The sequence below is a fragment of the Rhodococcus sp. AQ5-07 genome, assembly GCF_009707305.1.
Classification (GTDB): domain Bacteria; phylum Actinomycetota; class Actinomycetes; order Mycobacteriales; family Mycobacteriaceae; genus Rhodococcus_F; species Rhodococcus_F erythropolis.
Map to the genome: position 1 here is coordinate 4493176 of NZ_CP046099.1, position 17924 is coordinate 4511099.

Here is a 17924-nt window from a genome sequence, read left to right on the forward strand (position 1 = left end):
CGCCGGGTCAGATCCCGATGGCGAGATCGTCGATATCCGCGAGGGTGCCGCCGTTTTCGAGGATGCTCGTGTAGTTCCGAAGTCTGTTCTGATCTATCTCGGTGGTGCTGACTCCGCGCTTCCAGTACCCGAAGACAACCACGTCGTCCTTCTCCAGGCCGACAGTCTTACGGAAATGCGCTCGGATGGAGCGCATTTCGTCTCGCTCACCGGCACCCCACACCGCATAGTCTCCTGGGTTCTCGAGCTCGAGGGCATACTCGGCAAGGCGATCCTCGACATGATGCAATTCGAGGCCGGGGATCACGGGCAGTTCCGCGAAAACCTCGGCGTCACCGGTGGCGACCCAACCAACACCGGTCACACCCTCGGGCCACTGAAGCAGGATCGAATAGAGGGCAGGTATCGCGGTGTCGTCGGCAAACAGTGCGACGCGGCGACCAGCGATCTCGGGAACGAGGAAGTGCGGGCGAGGGCCGGTGAGCGAGAACGTGTCACCCACACGACGGTCGTCGGCCCACCGCATCATCGGGCTGGTGTGACCGTGCAGCACGACGTCGAAGGTCATCGAACCGCTCGACGCATCGAAGGTGCGCACCGTGTAGACACGCGAGACGTCGTCGTACTGCGGGCCCAACTGGATGCGGAATGCGACGTTGGGACGCAACCAATTCGGGTCGTCCGCCGATGAGGTCAGCTGGGCGGTGATGCGCAAGATGCTCTCGGTCGGACGTTCGACGCTTTCGACGACGGCAACCACGTCGTTGAGACCGCGGTCGTGATCTTCGCCGCGTGGCGCCTTTGCCGACGCAGAGGTTTCAGTTTCTTCAGGTCGAGATGCGGTAGTCATTGATATCTCCTGATCGATGGTTCAGTTGTGGACGGGTAGCTGACTGGCAGGTCTTCGATCACGCGGAACAACAAGTGGCCGTCCGGTTTCGGGGTCTTCGAGGACCAGAGCCTCGAGGTCGAACACTTCACGCAGCAACTCAGGGGTGAAGACGTCCGAGGCACTGCCCTGCATGACGATTTTTCCGGACCGCATGGCAACTACGTGCGTGGCATATCGAGCCGCGAGGTTCAGGTCGTGCAGGACCGCGACCAACGTTCGACCGGACTGGTGCAGTTGGGAACACAGGTCGAGAACCTCGATCTGGTGGGCGATGTCGAGAAAGGTGGTCGGTTCGTCGAGCAACAACACCGGGGTGCGCTGCGCGAGTGTCATGGCGATCCATACCCGCTGCCGTTGTCCACCGCTCAGTTCGTCCACCAATTGATCTGCTGCATCGCGCATTCCGACCTCAGTGAGCGCTTCGGCGACAACACGCTCGTCTTCGGGTGACCATTGGCGCAGCATGCTCTGGTACGGGTATCGGCCGCGAGCCACGAGGTCTGCCACGGTGATCGCTCCGGGTGAGAGCGGAGACTGCGGCAGCAGAGCGATGCGCCGAGCCACTACCTTGGTGCGATAGGACCGAATGTCGTTACCGTCGAGCAGAACCCGACCCGATCGCGGCGCGAGCATTCTGCCGAGCGCACGCAACAACGTCGACTTGCCGCACCCGTTCGGTCCGACGACCACGGTGAAACCGCCGTCGGGGATCTCGAGACTCAACTCGTCCACGATGGTTCGATCGGCGTACCGGAGCTCGATCTTCTCGGCGTGTAGCCGCGATAACGGAGTAGCTGTAGTCATGAATCTCTTTCGTAGCAAGGTTTTCAGGCCTGACGGGCCAGCAGCCAGATCAGATAGGCACCGCCGAGCAGACTGGTGACAAGACCGACCGGCGTTCGGAGGCCGACCTCGACCGCTTGGGCAATCAAGTCGGCGCCCGCCAACAGAACCGCGCCGAGCAGGAAGGAGGTCGCGACAAGAACACCGCTGCGCCGAGCCAACCGTCGTGCGATCTGGGGAGCTGCGAGCGCCACAAAGGCGATGGGACCGGTAGCTGCAGTCGCTGCTCCGGTGAGCGCGACCGCAAGCAGGATGCCGGCGAATCGGTATCGCTCCACGGAGATTCCGAGCGAAGACGCTGCGTCGTCGCCCATTTCCATCATGGTGACGCGCCTGGACACCACGACGAGAGCAGGAACGAGAACACCGACGGCGATCGCAACGCTGATCGCGTGTGGCCAACCGCGCCCGGTCAGCGAACCAGCCGTCCACTGCTGCACCACGGTGGCGTCGTCGATATCCGCGCGTACCACCAGGAACGACATCACGGCGCTCAGCATCGCCCCAACACCGATGCCGACCAGGACGAGTCGAAGACCGCCGCTGACTCCGTCTTTGCGTGCCAGCGCGTACACGAGCAATGCGGTCAGCATGCCGCCGAGAACAGCAGCGCCCGCGGTCTGGAGTACCCCGCCGCCGAAGAACACGATCTGGACCACCGCCGCCGTCGCAGCGCCGGTGGTGAAACCGATGATGTCCGGCGAGCCGAGAACATTGCGCGAAAGCGTCTGGAAAACCGCGCCGGCCACACCGAGGCTTCCACCCACCCCGATCGCGGTGATCAGCCGCGGAAGACGGCGATTCTGGACGGACCGAACCGCCGCTGGGGTGCCTTCGCCGTTCAGAGCGCGCCACACCTCGCCCAAGGACAGGTCCAAGGTTCCGTACATCAGCGTGGCAAACGAGAGCGCCGCCAATGCCGCGCTGATTGATATGGCAACGAACAGCGCTCGCGGGACTATTCGCCACGACCACGACCCGATTCGAACCACCCAACCGCGAAAGAGCGGTGGGACCGGCTGCGCTGCAATCATGTTCACAGTGACGCCACCCGCCGTGAACGAACGAGCGCGACAAACAACGGTCCGCCGAGCACAGCCACCGCGATCCCCGTCTGCAGATCTCCCGGCGCGGTGACAACGCGACCGAGCACGTCGGCCAAGAGCAGAAACGCCGGCGCGACGACGAGCACGCACGGCAGAAGAAGACGCAGATCCGGTCCGACGACGCTGCGCACGATGTGCGGCGCAGCCAGCCCCACGAATCCGAGTGGGCCTGCCGCCGCGGTGGCCGCCCCCGCGAGCAGGATGACTGCTACAGCGGATCCGGCCCGGGCGGGACCAGTGCGGGCGCCGAGCCCTTTGGCGACGTCCTCACCAAGAGCAATCGCATTGAGTGGACGAATCAGCAACAACGACAACACGATACCGATCGCGATGAAGGGAAGAACGGTGACGATCACGTCTCCGCCGCGCCCCTGCAACGAACCCACTGCCCAGAATCGAAACTGATTGAAGGCAGCCTCATTGCTGATGAGAACCATGCTGGTGAGCGCCGTGATCGCCGTTGCCACAGCGGCACCGGCGAGCGCCATGCGCGCTGGGGTCGCGGCGCTGCGATGCGCAGACCCCAACATGTACACACCCACCGAGGCAACGGCCGCGCCGGCGAGCGCGAACCACAGATAACCGCCGACCGAAGTCACCCCCAGATAGGCAATCGCAATCACGACTGCCGCTGATGCTCCGGCGTTCACACCCAGTAGCCCCGGACCGGCCAGTGGGTTGCGGGTGATCGACTGCATCAGCGCGCCGGCCAGCCCGAGCGCAGCCCCGATCACCAGGCCGAGAATTGTTCGGGGCAAGCGTGATCCGATCACCACGAGGTGTTCGTTGTTGCCGGTGTCGTAGGAAAGGATCGCATCGAGCACGGTGGCGACGGGGATGTTGCGAGAGCCGAGTACCAGCCCACCGACGGATGCCAGCACGATCACGACCACGGAGGCCACGACCAACAACCCCGCACGCGCGGCTGTCCCGGACCGCAGCGGTGCTTCGGTCCGGGACTGTGAAGAAGCGCTCACTCCGTCATCCACCGAACGTGGACACCAGCGACTCGACTGTCTGCTTGGCACTGAAGTAGTCGAGGCGGAAAGCCGCCGTTCCCATTGCGTAGACCCGATCACCCTTGACAGCAGGTTGATTCGCGAGAAGCGGATCGGCGGCAAGTTGCTTCTCCACATCCTTGGGTCCCATCGAGACGGCAAACAGCGTCTGCGAGCCGTCAAGGGCGGCAGACATGTTCTCGGAGCTGACGATCGCGACGCCGGAGGCGCCCCGCTTGTCCGGAGCGACAAACTGCTCAGCGGGCTCGGCATAGGTAAAGCCGAGCGAGGTCAACAGATTGCCCTGTGGGCTGTCGGCCCGGAACGTCCAGACACCGTCGGCACCCATGTAGACCAGCGCCGTCACCGGCTGCTCGGGAAGTTTGATCTTCCCGGCCTGCGTCGTCACCCAGCTGTCGTACTCGTCGACGGTCTTGCCTGCCTCGCTCTCGAGTCCGGTGACAGTCCCGAGCTGATCAGCGAGTTCCTCCCAGGAGCTGGCGCCGTAGTCGAGAAGAACGGTGGGTGCGATGTCGCTCAGCTGCGCGTAGGCGTCGAGCGTCGAGTCACCTCCGTTGGCGGACCCGATGATCAGATCGGGTTCGAACGTCTCGATCGCGTCGAGGTTCAGCTCGAGATTTCGGTAGAGAACCTCTACTCCACGATCAGCTGCCACATCCGACCACTGGGAGAAGAACCCCTGGTCATCGGTCATTCCCGACGGCGTCGTTGCCGCGCTGGCGACGACCGGCGCACCGATTGCAAGCAGCGTGCCGGTCAACGACGGCGAGGTGGACACGATTCGGGTCGGCTTCGAGGTGATCTCGGTACTGCGGTCGCCGTGATCGACGGTGCGCGGCCATCCCTCGGCAGAACCTGAGGTTTTCTGGGTGTCCTCGGTTCCGGTATCGCTATCTGACGAGCTGGAGCAGCCGGCAAGAGCGAGGGCGACGACCGCGGCGAGTATTGCCGCCGTCGGGCGAAGTGATCTGCGCATGAGTATGGCTTTCTGAAGGTACGAGAGTGCGCCGCTGCGAACGCAGACAGCAGAGGTAAAGTTAGCCATACTTAAGTAGCAAGGGTTGTCCAGGAGCGCCAACGTGTTACCACTATCAGAACCGGACGCGATCGGGTTAGGGCCGGTCCGCGCGAGCGCCACCGAGCCCAGTACCGCCCGCTCACCGCTGTTGTTCTGGGTTCTTGCAGGCAGCGGACGCGTCCGAGTCGAATCGACGGTCCACGAGATACCAGCTGGCGAATCGCTGTGGATCCCGGCGGGTGCGCGATACGCAATGGAGACGGACTCGGATTCCGTCGCGTTTCCCATCCTGCTTCCGCCCTCGAACGGCGTCAGCGCCGGGCCGGCTACCGTGACGCGCCTGCGCGTTCCGCCCGGATGGGAAGACAGACTGATCCACGAGTTCGTTCACAACCTGGGCTATCTGCGCGGCGACGCTGCACACCCGTCGTCCTTGTTCGAGATGATCGCCCGGGCTGACGACGGGGCCACCTCGCTGCCGCGATTGCCGCAGTCACGGGAAGCGTTCGAGATCGCGCACGCCCTTTTGCGAACGCCTGGCACCGACGACACCGAGGGACAATTCGCGAAGCGTGCCGGGATCAGCATTCGAACGCTCCAGCGGTACTTCGTGGAAGAAACCGGCCTCACCTTCACGCGCTGGCGGCTTCGAGCTCGGATCGCCGCCTCGTTGGAGTATCTGAAGCAGGACCGCGAGATCGGTTGGATTGCAAACGAAGTCGGCTTCGAAACAGGAAGCGGATTCACCCGCGCGTTCCGGGCCCAGATGGGAGAGAGCCCGAGCGACTACCGTCGACGGGCCCTCTCCGGTCCAACCGATCGCAGCGTGGACACCGACAACGATCAAGCATTGGTCCGCATGCTCGCAGAGCCCAGGCAACCCGGAGAAACTGCGCCGCCGATACCGGCCAACGCGACGTGGCCGCGCGTCAACGGCGCCCACGTCGCAGTGTGGGTTTACCGAGGCCAAGCCCGGGTGGACGTCGCGGACCGCAGCTGGGAACTGCGCACCGGCGAGGCCATGATTCTGCCTGCAGGCGTCCTCAATACCGTCACGGTTCCGACGGGTTCACTGCTGCTACCGCTCGGCTTCCGCTCCTCGAACGGGTCGACCGTATCTGCCGACGCCCTCGAGACCGTGCAGTTCTCCCCCGATGACGAATTGGCATTGCTGCACACTTTCGTCGCCGCCTACACACCCTTGCGCCCGCGTGGCCACGACAGCGCCGCAGCATTCGACATCATCGCCACCGGCCCTCTCGCACAATCGGTTTCGAACGGGTCTGCCGCCGATTCGATTGCCACACGACTGGCAGCGACAATCGCCGCCCGACCGGCCGACCCTCGCACTCTGGACGAGTGGGCGCAAGAGGTCGGTACCGACGCGGCCAGGCTGCGCCGGGAGTTCCGTATCGAGACCGGCACTACGTATCCGCAATGGCGATCGCTTTCACGGATGACCCAGGCACGCACCCAACTCCAACTCGGGGTTGCACCCGGAACGGTGTCGAGGAACCTGGGTTACGCGCACCTGCCCGCATTCAGCCGAGCGTTTCGCACTGCGCACGGGATCTCACCGCAGCGCTTCCAAGCTCAGTCCGTCGAACGCGCCCTCTGGTTACGTTCTGTGCCGCGCGCCGCCGAGCCGAGCGCTCGGGTTCTTCACACCCACTGAACGAGCTGCCACACAATGCCGTTGGGATCGACGAACTGGCAGTAGCGCTCGCCCCACGGTTCGGTCTCCGGCTCTGTGACGACGGAGGCACCTTCGGCAGCGATGCGGGCGAACTCGGCGTCGACGTCATCGACCACGAATGCGATGAGCATGCCTTGCCCGGCCGAACCTGCGACGAAGTCCGGCTTGAACGTACCGAGACCGGTGCGCAGGAAGACCACGTTGACCCCGGCATCCGGATGATTCAGAGAAACGAATCCATCGTCGGACATGGCCTCGGTGAAGCCGAAATGGGTTTTCGCGAAGTGGGCCGACGCGTCCGTGTCGGCAACGTTCAAGGACAGAGCAGTGCTGGTGATTTTCATCGTGGCCTCCATGATCATAAACCTTGTGCAGTGCATACAGTATGCACCGTATAAGGTATACTACTGTTGAGGTATTCCCGATTTCTGGAGACGGCAGATGGCACGCGAACTGATCGACCTACTGTGGCGCGATCACCCCCTCGCACCGAAGGGCGGGGCCCGCGGCCCTCGCGCGAAGGTCACCACCTCACAGGCGGTCGACGTCGCTCTCGCCCTCGCGGACGCGGAAGGGCTGGACGCGGTGACGGTGCGCCGATTGGCCGCCGAGCTCGGAATCTCGGGCATGGCGGTGTACACCCACGTCGGGTCCCGTGACGATCTCCTGGTGCTCATGGTCGACACCGTGCGCAGCAACAGTCCGCGCCTGTCGTACGGGAACATGACGTGGCGCAAGCGCGTGCGCCGGGTAGCCGAGGAGGAACTTGCCCTCTACTCGGAGCACTGGTGGCTCCTGGACATCACCGATCAGCGCTCCGCGTTGGGTCCGGGAACTATCGCGAAGTACGACCACGAACTACATGCGTTCGACGACACCGGGCTGAGCGACATCGAGCGGGATTCCGCGCTGACGTTTGTCGCCGACTTCGCCCGGTCCTCGGCGCAAGCACGGCGCCCCGACCCCCGAGCGGCCGACATGGCCGAGGTGTGGTCGTCCTGGAACCAGCGTCTGGCTGCCTATCTCGGCGACAACTTCCCGCTGGCGCAGCGAGTCGGAGGAGCGGCCGGCGAAGCCAAGAACACCCCGTACAGCCCCGAGGCAGCGTGGAAATTCGGGCTGGACCGGGTCCTCGACGCCCTGGAAGGTCTTGTTCACATCGAATGACATTCCTGCAATTCGAAAACGCGAGAGCTGTTGCACGCCTATGAGAATCAATCGACCCGAGAGGTACGGGGTTCCGGTGAGCTTCTGATCGAGATTCCGCTGCGCGACGCAACCAGCTAGCCCCGACTTCAACGGCATATATCCGCGGAGAAGGGGTAGACGAGTAGATACCGGCGGCACATCGACTCGACTCCAGGCGTGGTGGACAATGTTTCTCAGCGACCAGTCAATTCGTCATCACACCCGCCGTTTCGGTGCAGCTCTGTCGCCTTCTCACAAATGGCCTCCCCCGACCGAAACACAGCGCGTCGCACGCTGGAGTGAGAGGTCGGAGATGCTCGGCGCGCTGTCAGTACTCCTGTTCTGGGCTTTCGGCTTCGGCATCCTTCTGGGTGCGGGCGCGATTACAACAGGAATCTTTGCGCTCCGACGTCGCCCGAAGAAGTCTGGCGGGCATCTGCTCTCGAATGCCCGCCAGCTGCCGTGGGATGCAATAGTCGGCCTCTTCACCGGCGTCATCGGTCTTGCCCTGAGCGGTTGGTTCTTCGTCGTGGTCCTACCCAACATGTAGGCGTCTGCTAGCCAAGGCCGTTCGCGTCAGTGGCCAATGTTCGGAGTTCCCGTCGTAGGATCTTGCCCGTGGTGGTGAGCGGCAAGCTGTCGATGAAGGTGATCTGCCTGGGGTACTGGTAGAAAGCAAGGCGGCTTTTCACGTGGGTCTGCAACTCCTGGCGAAGCTCTTCCGAAGCGTTCGTTCCTTCGGACAGAACGACAAAAGCGTGAACGGCTTCCCCGCGCAACGGATCCGGAACACCGATGACGCCGGCCATAGCTACCTCGTCGTGCGAGAGCAGGCACTCTTCGATCTCGCCGGGGCCGATCCGGTACCCCGCGGACGAAATGACGTCATCGGCACGCCCCTGGTACCAGAAGTTCCCCGCTTCATCGGTCCGACCCAGATCACCGGTATGAATCCACCCGTCGTAGACCTTTTCATCAGTCTTCGACGGTTGGTTCCAATAGCCGAGGAACTGTCCGGGGTTGCCTGCCTTCACACAGATCTCGCCTACCTGCCCCACCGCTACCGGCTCGCCGAGCGGATCGAGGAGGGTGACGTCGAAGCCCGGAAAAGCGCGACCCATCGAGCCGCTCACGGGCGTCCACTTCGAACGCGAAGTGCCGATGGTCAGATTCATTTCCGTCTGCCCGTAGAACTCGTTGACAGCTACGCCGAGTGTGTTTGCAACCCACGCCTGCAATGCGTCACCGAGGGCTTCACCACCAGTTCCCAATGCCCGCAGCCGAATACCACGCGCAGCGGTGCCGTCGACGCCGATACTCCGCATCTGCTTGAGCGCAGTCGGAGGAATGAAGGCACCCGTTACTTTGTGACGGCTCAGAATCTCGACCGCACGCGACGGCGTGAATTTGTCGGGCGTCGCAACCACGGGGCACCCCAACGCAAGGGCTGGAAACAGAACGTCGAACAGACCGCCGATCCAGGCCCAGTCTGCCGGCGTCCAGAAGACGTCTCCCCGCTGCGGCGCATTGTCGAATGCCGTCCGCATACCGGGCATGTGCGCCAAGAGAATTCGGTGCCCGTGGAGGGCGCCTTTCGGATTCCCCGTCGTTCCCGAGGTATAGATGATGATGGCGTGTGAATCGGGGCCCGTCGCTGCCAATTCCGCGCTTTCTGCGGCACTGTCGACGAGGCTGTGGAAATCGAGAAGTCGAACGGGGGTCGAATCGGAGGGCTGATCCGTCTTTCCGACAACGATGACGGCTTCGATGCCGGGTATCTCACCTATTCCGTCGGCAACTCGTTCGTAACAGTCCTTGTCGACCACAAGCACTTTCGCTCCCGAGTCACGCATACGATGAACGACCGCATCCGACCCGAACTTGACCGATAGCGGAACGGTGACCATTCCGGATCGGAAGGCGCCCAGATGTGTCGCGAGAACCTCGATCCCCTGTGGGACCATCACACCGACGCGATCCCCTGAGACAAGGCCGAGATCCGCAAGCACGGTTGCGAACTTTCGGCTTGTCGTGGCGACTTCACCGAAGGTGTACCGACTCCAATGTCCACCGGTGTCTACGACGAGGGCTAGATCATCGGGATTCTGCACATCGACACAGGCGTGCGCGATGTTGAATTGCTCTGGCACAGTCCATTCGAAGTTTTCTGCTTCGAGATCCTGCCACCATGACATATCCGGCCGAGAACTCACCGAGCACCCACTTCGAGGTCGAGAGAATGGGTCTCGCCTACCAGGAAAGAGAATTCGCCGGAGAAAACAAGGTCTCCGTCTTGGTTGACGAGTGAGCCTTTCGACGACACGATCGCGGTCTCACCGTCCGAGCGAGGGCGCACCGACAGCACTTCCGACACCGCATGCACCGAGTCGCCGAGGTAGGTCGGCCGGTGGAACCTGACGTGATCAAGTCCGTAGAAGCACTGGAGGTAACGGGGATCCAACTCCACCAGGCCGAGCAAGGTGGACAGCATGAGTGCGCCGTGGGCGATCTGGCGACCGAAGCGCGTCTGCTGCGCGTAGTCGGGGTCGAGGTGAAGAGGATGGCGATCCCAGGTGAGGTCGGCGAAACTTCGCACATAGTCTTCGGTGACGACCCGCGGGTCCGTTACCGCAATGTCTCCGACAGAGATCTCTTCGAAACTCTTTGTGATCATTGAAGTTTCCTCTACTAGTTGACAACCGTTGAGCGTTGATCGACCGGCGGTAGATAGGCCCCCGTTGTCATCGATGTACATGTCGCGGCTTCCTTCGTCGAGGTCGGTGTCACGGACGAAGTAGACGCTGATCAGCGAAATCACCGACAGGGCAGCGATATACACAGCCACCGCGAACGATCCACCTGTCGCGCGGACCAACATGGCCGCGACCATCGGCGCGATTGCTCCACCCAAGAGCACACCGATCTGGAAAGCGATCGAGGCCGCGCTGTAGCGCACCCGGGCGTCGAACAATTCGGCGATGAACGTCGCCTGCGGCCCGTACGAGATGCTGAGCATGAAGGCGCCGACCGCCAATGCGCCGGTGGTGATCCAGAAGTTGCCGGTATCTATCGCGGCGAATGCAACGAAGACCCACAGACCCATGCCGGTGATCCCGACCATCAGGATCCGGCGTCGGCCGAACTTTTCGGACAGTTGACCGAAGATCGGAATGAAGATGACGGCAACGAGGGCGGAGACCATGACCGCGCCGAGCATGAGGTTCCCGGACAGCAGATCGAATTGATCGGCGTACGTCAGGCTGTAGGTGTTGAGGATGTAGAAGTAGGCGCCGGTGCTGATCATCGAACCTGCGGCAAGAATGATCTGGCGAGGATAGTTCTTGAACGCGTCGACCATCGGGATCTTGACCGCGGTGTTCTGCTGCTTCACGCGAGCGAATGCCGGAGTCTCTTCCAACGCCGTGCGAATGTACAGCCCCACTGCAACCAAAGCGATACTCAGCAGGAACGGAATTCGCCATCCCCACACCAGGAATTGGTCTCCGGTGAGCGCCTTGGTGCCGAACATGACGGCCGTCGCCAGCAGAAGGCCGGCGGGCACACCCACCTGCGGCATGCTGCCGTAGAAGCCGCGGCGATTCTTGGGTGCGTACTCCACAGCAGTCAAAACTGCACCGCCCCACTCGCCGCCGACGCCGAATCCTTGAATCAGCCTCAACACAACGAGAAGAATCGGGGCCCACACACCGATCTGGGAAGACGTCGGAAGGACGCCGACCAGGAATGTTGCAGCTCCCATCAAGAGAAGTGCAAGCACCAAGACCTTCTTGCGTCCGATGCGGTCACCGAAGTGGCCCATCACAACACCGCCGAGTGGCCGCGCCAGAAAGCCGACCGCAAAGGTAGCGAAGGAGAGAATCGTCGCCAGCGCGGGATCTGCGCCCGAAAAGAACAGCGGCGCAAAGACCAAAGCGGCGGAGGCGCCGTAGATCTGAAAGTCGTACCACTCGATCGTGGTGCCGACCAGAACTGATCCGGCTACACGCCGCAGGGCAGGCCTGTCGACAGTTGCGGGAGATGGAGGATTCGCGTCGTTCATGTCATTGCTCCTTGTATGGAGTGCCCTGTTAGCTCGCGCACCGAGGGGAGGCTCGACAAGAACACTATGCAGTGACCCAACGCACAGTCAAGCATTTTTCAATCGATCGATTGATGAATAGATATGTAATTTGCCAGTACACAGGCAGCTATCAATCAATTGATTGACGGTCAGTCGATTTCGGCGGCGATGCTAGCATGATTGGGCAACCAACCGAAATGAGGATCATGGACCTGGGGCGCGTTCAACGGGCGGCAGTCACGCTGTTCGCGACGAAAGGGTTCGCCGCTACCGGCATTCGTGAACTCGGAGCAGAAGCCGGCATCAACTCGGCAACGCTCTATCACTACGTCGGCAGCAAAGAGTCACTGTTGGCCTCGATCATTCGGTCGTGCCTCGACGAGCTGACACAGTCGGGAGAGCGGGCGATGCGCCGCAGCGCCGATCCCGTGGTCCAGCTCGCCGGCCTGGTGTCGTCGCACGTCGGCATTACCGCTGTCAACCAACTGACTGCCCGCGTCGCCGAGTACGAGATGCGCGGATTGACCGGAGACAACCGCATCGAGTTGCAGACGCTGCGCGACGAGTACGAGCTTCTATTCGGACAGATCCTCGAACGCGGACAACGCGTGGGCGCCTTCGACATCGAAGATCTGGCATTGAGCCGACTCGCGATACTGGAGATGTGCACCGGGGTTGCGCACTGGTACCGGCCCGGTGGCCGTCTCGAGTTGGAAGATGTCCAGCGATTTTTCGTCAGCACCACATGCAAGCTTCTGTCAGTTCCGTCCGACGAACTGAACGGAGTGGAATTCATTCACGAAGTTCGAAAGCTGGACAGCGAACCCGAGACTCAGTCCTCCGAAATTTGGGGCACCCACGCACAGAGCGACTTCGTACGCCAGTCCGAACTGTAATCAGGCCAGGACTCCCTAGCCCTTTGTGTGAGGACGGTTGCCGGAGGCGGATCTACCCGCAATAGTCGATGTATGGATCGGTACAAGATCACGATGCCCGACGGCTCCTCGACCGAGGAACCTTTCGACTCCGACAAGGAAGCAATCGCGTGCGCCGTGGATGCCAATCGAGGCGTCAGCAAGCACCTTGTAGTCGAGAAATACACGGCCGACGGCCGTCTGATTCCTACTGCTCAGGCTCCTGCGAAACACAAGGGACATCACAAGAATCGTTCGAACAGTTGAATTCTCGACTACACCACGCCTGTCGAACTTGGTGCGACGACCCGACGCGTGACGCAAAAGTAGATGGATCGCATGCTCGACGGTTGCTCCCAGGACGGCTTCGGGGTCACCTGAGAAGACCTGTTTCTCTGTTTCAGCGGTCCCATGGTCGACGACTCCGAACCACACAGTTCCCGGTGGGACGTTCTCCTGGGTATCCGGACCGGCTTCGCCGGTGACGGCCAGTGCCAACGTCGCGCCGAACAGTGTGGCAGTGCTGTGTGCCATGACCCGAGCAGCGTCCTCGCAGACGACTGGGCCGTCAGGAACATGAAGAACGGAATGCTTGACCGCTCGGGTATATGCGACGATCCCGCCACAAAACCAGGAACCGGCGTTCGGCGCCTTTCCTAGATGTGCGGCGATGTTCCCGGCGGTCAACGATTCCGCCGTCGCCACCGACAGACCGTGTTCCTCTACTACTGCGGCCAACTGCCTGCACATATCGTCGAGATCCTTGTCCGACGCAAGCTCGGGTCGTGGATCGCCATTCATATGTTGCTCCTCCTGCTGTCCGATCGGTGACCTCGATAAGAAATTGGAGGTCTTGGAATGCCAATTCCAACCGTGCCCTACAGCTCACTGCCACCTTGTGAACTGCACCCTTCGAAAGTGCGTCGGGCGCACTCGTCGATCACATCGGCCACCCGTGACCGGCGCGCGAGTTGCCGGCGCTGCATGATCGCTCCGTTTCCGTTGCTGAAGACCTTGTCCAAGGAAGCCGTGACCTGCTCGAACTCTCCGAATGCGGTCAGAGCAGGTTCGACATGATCCACCAACCGCCGAACCGCCTGGTGTGCAGTCAGCAAGCGCACGGATTCCACGTCCAGCGACCTGCCGTCGAGTCCGTCGCGTGCTGCACGCCAGCAAGCCGCGCGGAGTAGCTCCTGATCGACGGCAGGCGCAACCTCACCTTTGGTGATCGCAGCGGATGCGGTGCCGACGAGTGCCTGCACCAGTGTGGCCAGAGTCATCGTCTCCTCCACGGTGGCGGGCACGTCGCTGATCCGAATCTCCACGGTGGGAAGGTGATCCGACATGCGCACGTCCCAATAGACCATGTGTGGATCGAGAATGACCCCCGTCTCCAGCATCGCTGCAACGGCATCTTCGTAGTGCCCCACGGACTCGAAGAAGGGCGGCGGACCCGAACTGGGCCATCTGCCGAACAGAACGTAACGCCAACTCGCATAACCGGTATCGCGTCCCCCGCTGATCGGGGAGTTCGCCGTCAATGCCAACAAAGTTGGTAACCATGGACGCAGATGATTGATGATCTGGACCGATCGTTCTCGATCTTCGACACCCACGTGAATGTGGCAACCACACATCACACCTTCGGTGATCGCACCGAATTGACCGGCCATCCGTTGGTATCGCGACTTCTGCGTGATCTCGTCGACCGGTGGATCGTAGAAAGGCGTTCCGACAGCGATGAGTTGACATCCCACGCGGGCAGCGGCATCGGCGGTGAGGGCACGAGACTCACAGAGTTGGTCACGAAGGTCACGAATGTGGCTGCCGATCGAAGTGGAAGTCTCCACCTGACAACGTGTGAGTTCGAGTTGCAACGAGATACCGAGTTCTCGCCCGGCAGCAGCAACCTCGGAGTTGCGCAGACTGGGACGCCCAGTCTGCGGATCGCAGAGCAAAAACTCCTCCTCGACACCGAGAGTCGGTGTACCTACCGAGAATAGGTCAGGAGTCGGCTTCCCATTCATAGGCCTTCCTCGCACCGGTTTTCCTCCACACCCGATACTTCGAGCGTACGGCTTTCTCCGCGCTTCGGCACTACTCCATCCGTTTCATTCACCCATTGATCGGGTAGTTGCCCTGTGAACCGACGACGAGCGAAGAATCGCAAGTCTTCATGAGCGAAGGATGGAGTGCGCCGTGACCAACATGAGCGGGAGTTCACCGGTAGATGACGAACATACCAATCGATCGCACGTCGGGGAGGCAATCAGCGACGGGCGCAACTATCCCGGATACCTGCTGATCGGGCTGGGTCTGGCAACACTCGGATTGACCTTGGTGGCAGCAGGTTACGGATTTCGCGGATGGGCAGTCATCGCCGGCGCGGTGTGCGTCGTGTCCTTCGTCGTCGGAACACTGGCCATCTTGATGGAACACCGTCGGGTCAAGCGACTGGAAGGTCAGGAACTCTTCGATCAAGAAGGGCACTGAACCGAACGCTCGAGTTGTATTCTGCACAAGCAGAATACAACTCGAGCAGAATCCGGCTCAGTGATCGCGGAGTTTCTCGATCAGCTCACCCTTGTTCAGTTTCGAGTACCCGTGCAGATCGAGTTCCTTGGCGCGTTTCTTCAGATCGTCGACCGTCCACTCCTCGTACGGCGAAGATTGTCCGCCGGACTTGGCGACAGTCGACCGCCCTAGATTGGCGGCCGCATTGGAGATTCGAGCCGCCTTCTCCTTGGGATCGCCCTTCTCACGTAGCTCTTCGTAGAGTTCTTGATCCTTGAGTTGAGGTTGTGAGTCCTTGCGAGCCACTGTTTCGTCCCTTCACTCGTCTTCACTCCGACGGTGTGGCCGAACTTGCGGTGTGGCCGAGTTGGCAGTTCGGCCACACCGCAAGTTCGAACGTACGCCGGCACTCAGGATGTGGGCGGCACCTCGAAACGCCCCCACACGCGGTGTGTCTTCAGAAGCTGAGCGAGTGAGGCGAGGGCTCCTTCCGCGTCAGCATCGACGACGACTCCCAATGCAGACTCGTCGATACCGGCGGCAGCCAGCGCACTCATGCTCTCACCCCAACCGCCAATTGCCTTGCTGTGACGATACATTTCGTTCAGCAGTGTCTCCACCCGTGGATCCAACTTGCCCTCGCCGATCCGAGAAACGTCGCCGCTCAGCAGGATTGCATCGAATTCGATCGAACGAGCCGTGAGGTACGTTCGCTGCACCGTCACCGCGTCGTCACCGTCCCCGATGGTTCCGCCGTGCGGGCCGAGGATCAGCGGCACCATGCCGGCGTCGAAGATCTTGTCTCGAATGGCAACCACGGTGTCGAGATCGGAGTTCTCGTCGACCAGTAGCGCGATGATCCTTCCGTCGACGGGCCATTCCGCGCCAACCTGAGACAGTGCAGGGCTGAGCTCCGGATCGCTCAACGGCTCCGTCGGTTCGGGAACCGGAAGGCCAAGCCCCCCTGCGACGATCGACACGAGACCCGCGTCGATGTTCGCCAAGATGCCCAGATTCCGGGTCTTGATGTTCTCCTCGTAGCACTTGCCCAATTCGAAGGTATACGCCTGCGCAACGTGCTCCTGTTCGACAGGGGAGAGACTGCGATAGAAGAGTCGAGCTTGCGAGAAGTGATCGTCGAACGATGCCGGCGCCTGCCTCACCTTTCGCCCTGAAACTTCCTCGGGCACCTCGATATAGGCCGCGCTGTCCGCCGAGGCCATGAACGGGCACCCACCGTCCAACGAATTGGGATGGTACGGCGCGACTCCGGTATGCACACCGTCCTGATGGAAGCCGTCGCGAAGCATGTCGTTGACAGGAGCGTGAGGACGGTTGATCGGAATCTGGTCGAAGTTGGGGCCACCGAGTCGCGTGATCTGGGTGTCGAGGTACGAGAACAAACGCGCCTGCAGGAGACGATCGTTGGTGATGTCGACGCCCGGAACCAAGTGGCCCGGATGGAATGCAACCTGCTCGGTCTCGGCGAAAAAGTTCGTCGGATTGGCGTCGAGTGTCATCGTTCCGATGACCTGAACCGGCGCTAGTTCTTCGGGCACGATCTTGGTGGGATCCAATAGATCTATGCCTTCGAACATTTCGTCTTCGGTATCAGGGAACACCTGCACGCCCAGATCCCAGGACGGATATGCGCCCGCCTCGATGGCGTCGGCAAGATCGCGTCGATGGAAATCCGGATCCACACCGCCGGCGATCTGCGCTTCCTCCCACACGAGTGAATGCACTCCGGCGGCCGGCTTCCAGTGGAATTTCACCAGATTCGTCTCGCCGTCGGCATTCACGAGCCTGAACGTGTGAATGCCGAAGCCCTCCATCATGCGATAGGAGCGCGGGATGCCTCGATCGGACATGTTCCACAATGTGTGCGCCGTGGCCTCGGTGTGCAGCGACACGAAATCCCAGAACGTGTCGTGCGCGCTCTGCGCCTGCGGAATCTCCCGGTCCGGATGGGGTTTCGCGGCATGAATGATGTCCGGAAACTTGATTCCGTCCTGAATGAAGAACACCGGGATGTTGTTGCCCACCAGATCGAAGACACCTTCGTCCGTGTAGAACTTGGTGGCGAAGCCGCGTGTGTCTCGGACGGTATCCGCCGAACCGCGTGAACCCAGAACTGTCGAGAAGCGTACGAATACCGGAGTTCTGGCACCTGAAGCGAACAACGAGGCTTTACAGATGTTTTCGGCTGCGCCATTCGCCAGGAACGTGCCGTGCGCGGCCGCCCCGCGGGCGTGGACGACACGCTCCGGAATTCGCTCGTGATCGAAGTGTGTGATCTTCTCACGCAGATGGTGATCCTGCAGAAGAGTCGGGCCCCGCTCGCCTGCGGTCAGTGAGTGGTCGGTCTCGTAAAGCCGCGTACCGGTGGCGGTGGTGAGGTACTCCCCCCGCTGGCCACGTCCATTTCCCTTCACCTTCTCTTCGGCACCCGCGACGGTACGCACCTCCGGCTGCCGCTGGTCGTCCTTGGGCGGCAACGGCTGTCGAGGCTTGACCGGTTCTTTCAGGTCCGGCGCTTTCGGGGCCGGTGCACCTGGGACGGACTGAGATGAAGGCATCGAACAGCTCCTCTTGATCGTCATGCTGGGCGCACGAATCTTGTTACGCCCTAAGTAAGTAGAGATTTCAAACT

17 protein-coding genes are annotated in these 17924 nt (G+C 61.6%); 5 read left to right on the forward strand and 12 right to left on the reverse strand.

Annotation, left to right across the window (positions count from 1 at the left end; all coding sequences use genetic code 11):
* Positions 1–7: 7 nt before the first annotated feature.
* The 5 genes from GJB56_RS20960 to fepB are packed head-to-tail and all read right to left on the reverse strand — an operon-like array spanning position 8 to position 4836.
* Positions 8–850: a siderophore-interacting protein gene (locus tag GJB56_RS20960; protein WP_113682788.1), complete on the reverse strand. Its 843-nt coding sequence runs from the start codon at positions 848–850 to the stop codon at positions 8–10.
* Positions 851–871: 21 nt separating this feature from the next.
* Entirely contained in the window at positions 872–1696 is an 825-nt protein-coding gene (locus GJB56_RS20965; protein WP_020971265.1) for an ABC transporter ATP-binding protein, read from the reverse strand.
* 23 nt (positions 1697–1719) lie between these two features.
* Positions 1720–2769, reverse strand: coding sequence for a FecCD family ABC transporter permease (locus GJB56_RS20970; RefSeq protein ID WP_230091031.1), 1050 nt, complete (start codon positions 2767–2769; stop codon positions 1720–1722).
* Positions 2770–2771: 2 nt separating this feature from the next.
* Positions 2772–3818: a FecCD family ABC transporter permease gene (locus GJB56_RS20975; RefSeq protein WP_230091032.1), complete on the reverse strand. Its 1047-nt coding sequence runs from the start codon at positions 3816–3818 to the stop codon at positions 2772–2774.
* A 4-nt stretch (positions 3819–3822) separates the two neighbouring features.
* The gene (gene fepB / locus GJB56_RS20980; RefSeq protein WP_113682791.1) at positions 3823–4836 is read right to left on the reverse strand and encodes a Fe2+-enterobactin ABC transporter substrate-binding protein; all 1014 of its coding nucleotides are present in this window, start codon (positions 4834–4836) and stop codon (positions 3823–3825) included.
* Between the two features lie 103 nt (positions 4837–4939).
* Here fepB and GJB56_RS20985 point away from each other — a divergent pair, with 103 nt between their 5' ends.
* Entirely contained in the window at positions 4940–6553 is a 1614-nt protein-coding gene (locus tag GJB56_RS20985) for a helix-turn-helix domain-containing protein (protein WP_113682792.1), read from the forward strand.
* Here the strand turns inward: GJB56_RS20985 and GJB56_RS20990 are convergent.
* Positions 6541–6918, reverse strand: a complete 378-nt coding sequence (locus tag GJB56_RS20990; protein WP_092765721.1) for a VOC family protein — start codon at positions 6916–6918, stop codon at positions 6541–6543. The two genes, GJB56_RS20985 and GJB56_RS20990, sit on opposite strands and share 13 nt — an antisense overlap.
* Positions 6919–7015: 97 nt before the next feature.
* Here GJB56_RS20990 and GJB56_RS20995 point away from each other — a divergent pair, with 97 nt between their 5' ends.
* Together GJB56_RS20995 and GJB56_RS21000 are read left to right on the forward strand one after the other, a co-directional pair.
* Positions 7016–7741: a TetR/AcrR family transcriptional regulator gene (locus GJB56_RS20995; RefSeq protein ID WP_113682793.1), complete on the forward strand. Its 726-nt coding sequence runs from the start codon at positions 7016–7018 to the stop codon at positions 7739–7741.
* A 334-nt stretch (positions 7742–8075) separates the two neighbouring features.
* The gene (locus GJB56_RS21000) at positions 8076–8312 is read left to right on the forward strand and encodes a hypothetical protein (RefSeq protein WP_020971272.1); all 237 of its coding nucleotides are present in this window, start codon (positions 8076–8078) and stop codon (positions 8310–8312) included.
* Positions 8313–8319: 7 nt separating this feature from the next.
* Here GJB56_RS21000 and GJB56_RS21005 read toward each other — a convergent pair whose 3' ends face one another.
* On the reverse strand, positions 8320–9975 hold the full coding sequence (locus tag GJB56_RS21005) for an AMP-binding protein (protein ID WP_230091033.1): 1656 nt from the start codon (positions 9973–9975) through the stop codon (positions 8320–8322).
* On the reverse strand, positions 9972–11822 hold the full coding sequence (locus GJB56_RS21010) for an MFS transporter (protein WP_113682795.1): 1851 nt from the start codon (positions 11820–11822) through the stop codon (positions 9972–9974). The genes GJB56_RS21005 and GJB56_RS21010 overlap by 4 nt, the downstream gene beginning before the upstream one ends.
* A gap of 218 nt (positions 11823–12040) precedes the next feature.
* Between GJB56_RS21010 and GJB56_RS21015 the strand changes: the two genes are divergently transcribed.
* The gene (locus tag GJB56_RS21015) at positions 12041–12739 is read left to right on the forward strand and encodes a TetR/AcrR family transcriptional regulator (RefSeq protein WP_223258012.1); all 699 of its coding nucleotides are present in this window, start codon (positions 12041–12043) and stop codon (positions 12737–12739) included.
* Positions 12740–12754: 15 nt separating this feature from the next.
* On the opposite strand, the gene GJB56_RS32100 is transcribed toward GJB56_RS21015, so the two are convergent.
* Positions 12755–13558, reverse strand: coding sequence for a CinA family protein (locus GJB56_RS32100; protein ID WP_442792692.1), 804 nt, complete (start codon positions 13556–13558; stop codon positions 12755–12757).
* Between the two features lie 77 nt (positions 13559–13635).
* Positions 13636–14784, reverse strand: a complete 1149-nt coding sequence (locus tag GJB56_RS21025) for a glutamate--cysteine ligase 2 (protein WP_113682796.1) — start codon at positions 14782–14784, stop codon at positions 13636–13638.
* A 160-nt stretch (positions 14785–14944) separates the two neighbouring features.
* On the opposite strand from GJB56_RS21025, the gene GJB56_RS21030 reads away from it, so the two are divergent.
* Complete coding sequence (locus tag GJB56_RS21030; RefSeq protein WP_019745955.1) at positions 14945–15250, forward strand: hypothetical protein; 306 nt, start codon at positions 14945–14947, stop codon at positions 15248–15250.
* 57 nt (positions 15251–15307) lie between these two features.
* Here the strand turns inward: GJB56_RS21030 and GJB56_RS21035 are convergent, their stop codons facing one another.
* Both GJB56_RS21035 and GJB56_RS21040 read right to left on the reverse strand, forming a co-directional pair.
* A complete protein-coding gene (locus tag GJB56_RS21035) occupies positions 15308–15577 on the reverse strand; it encodes a DUF7218 family protein (RefSeq protein ID WP_019745956.1) in 270 nt (89 codons plus the stop codon).
* 104 nt (positions 15578–15681) lie between these two features.
* Complete coding sequence (locus tag GJB56_RS21040) at positions 15682–17850, reverse strand: catalase (RefSeq protein WP_029537226.1); 2169 nt, start codon at positions 17848–17850, stop codon at positions 15682–15684.
* Positions 17851–17924: the final 74 nt, after the last annotated feature.

What these genes read in the sequence shown, in the direction of transcription:
- GJB56_RS20960 (WP_113682788.1), bottom strand. Translation starts at nt 850, where the DNA reads ATGACTACCGCATCTCGACCTGAAGAAACTGAAACCTCTGCGTCGGCA.
- GJB56_RS20965 (WP_020971265.1), bottom strand. Translation starts at nt 1,696, where the DNA reads ATGACTACAGCTACTCCGTTATCGCGGCTACACGCCGAGAAGATCGAG.
- GJB56_RS20970 (WP_230091031.1), bottom strand. Translation starts at nt 2,769, where the DNA reads ATGATTGCAGCGCAGCCGGTCCCACCGCTCTTTCGCGGTTGGGTGGTT.
- fepB (WP_113682791.1), bottom strand. Translation starts at nt 4,836, where the DNA reads ATGCGCAGATCACTTCGCCCGACGGCGGCAATACTCGCCGCGGTCGTC.
- GJB56_RS20990 (WP_092765721.1), bottom strand. Translation starts at nt 6,918, where the DNA reads ATGAAAATCACCAGCACTGCTCTGTCCTTGAACGTTGCCGACACGGAC.
- GJB56_RS20995 (WP_113682793.1), top strand. Translation starts at nt 7,016, where the DNA reads ATGGCACGCGAACTGATCGACCTACTGTGGCGCGATCACCCCCTCGCA.
- GJB56_RS21000 (WP_020971272.1), top strand. Translation starts at nt 8,076, where the DNA reads ATGCTCGGCGCGCTGTCAGTACTCCTGTTCTGGGCTTTCGGCTTCGGC.
- GJB56_RS21010 (WP_113682795.1), bottom strand. Translation starts at nt 11,822, where the DNA reads ATGAACGACGCGAATCCTCCATCTCCCGCAACTGTCGACAGGCCTGCC.
- GJB56_RS21015 (WP_223258012.1), top strand. Translation starts at nt 12,041, where the DNA reads ATGAGGATCATGGACCTGGGGCGCGTTCAACGGGCGGCAGTCACGCTG.
- GJB56_RS32100 (WP_442792692.1), bottom strand. Translation starts at nt 13,558, where the DNA reads ATGAATGGCGATCCACGACCCGAGCTTGCGTCGGACAAGGATCTCGAC.
- GJB56_RS21025 (WP_113682796.1), bottom strand. Translation starts at nt 14,784, where the DNA reads ATGAATGGGAAGCCGACTCCTGACCTATTCTCGGTAGGTACACCGACT.
- GJB56_RS21030 (WP_019745955.1), top strand. Translation starts at nt 14,945, where the DNA reads ATGGAGTGCGCCGTGACCAACATGAGCGGGAGTTCACCGGTAGATGAC.
- GJB56_RS21040 (WP_029537226.1), bottom strand. Translation starts at nt 17,850, where the DNA reads ATGCCTTCATCTCAGTCCGTCCCAGGTGCACCGGCCCCGAAAGCGCCG.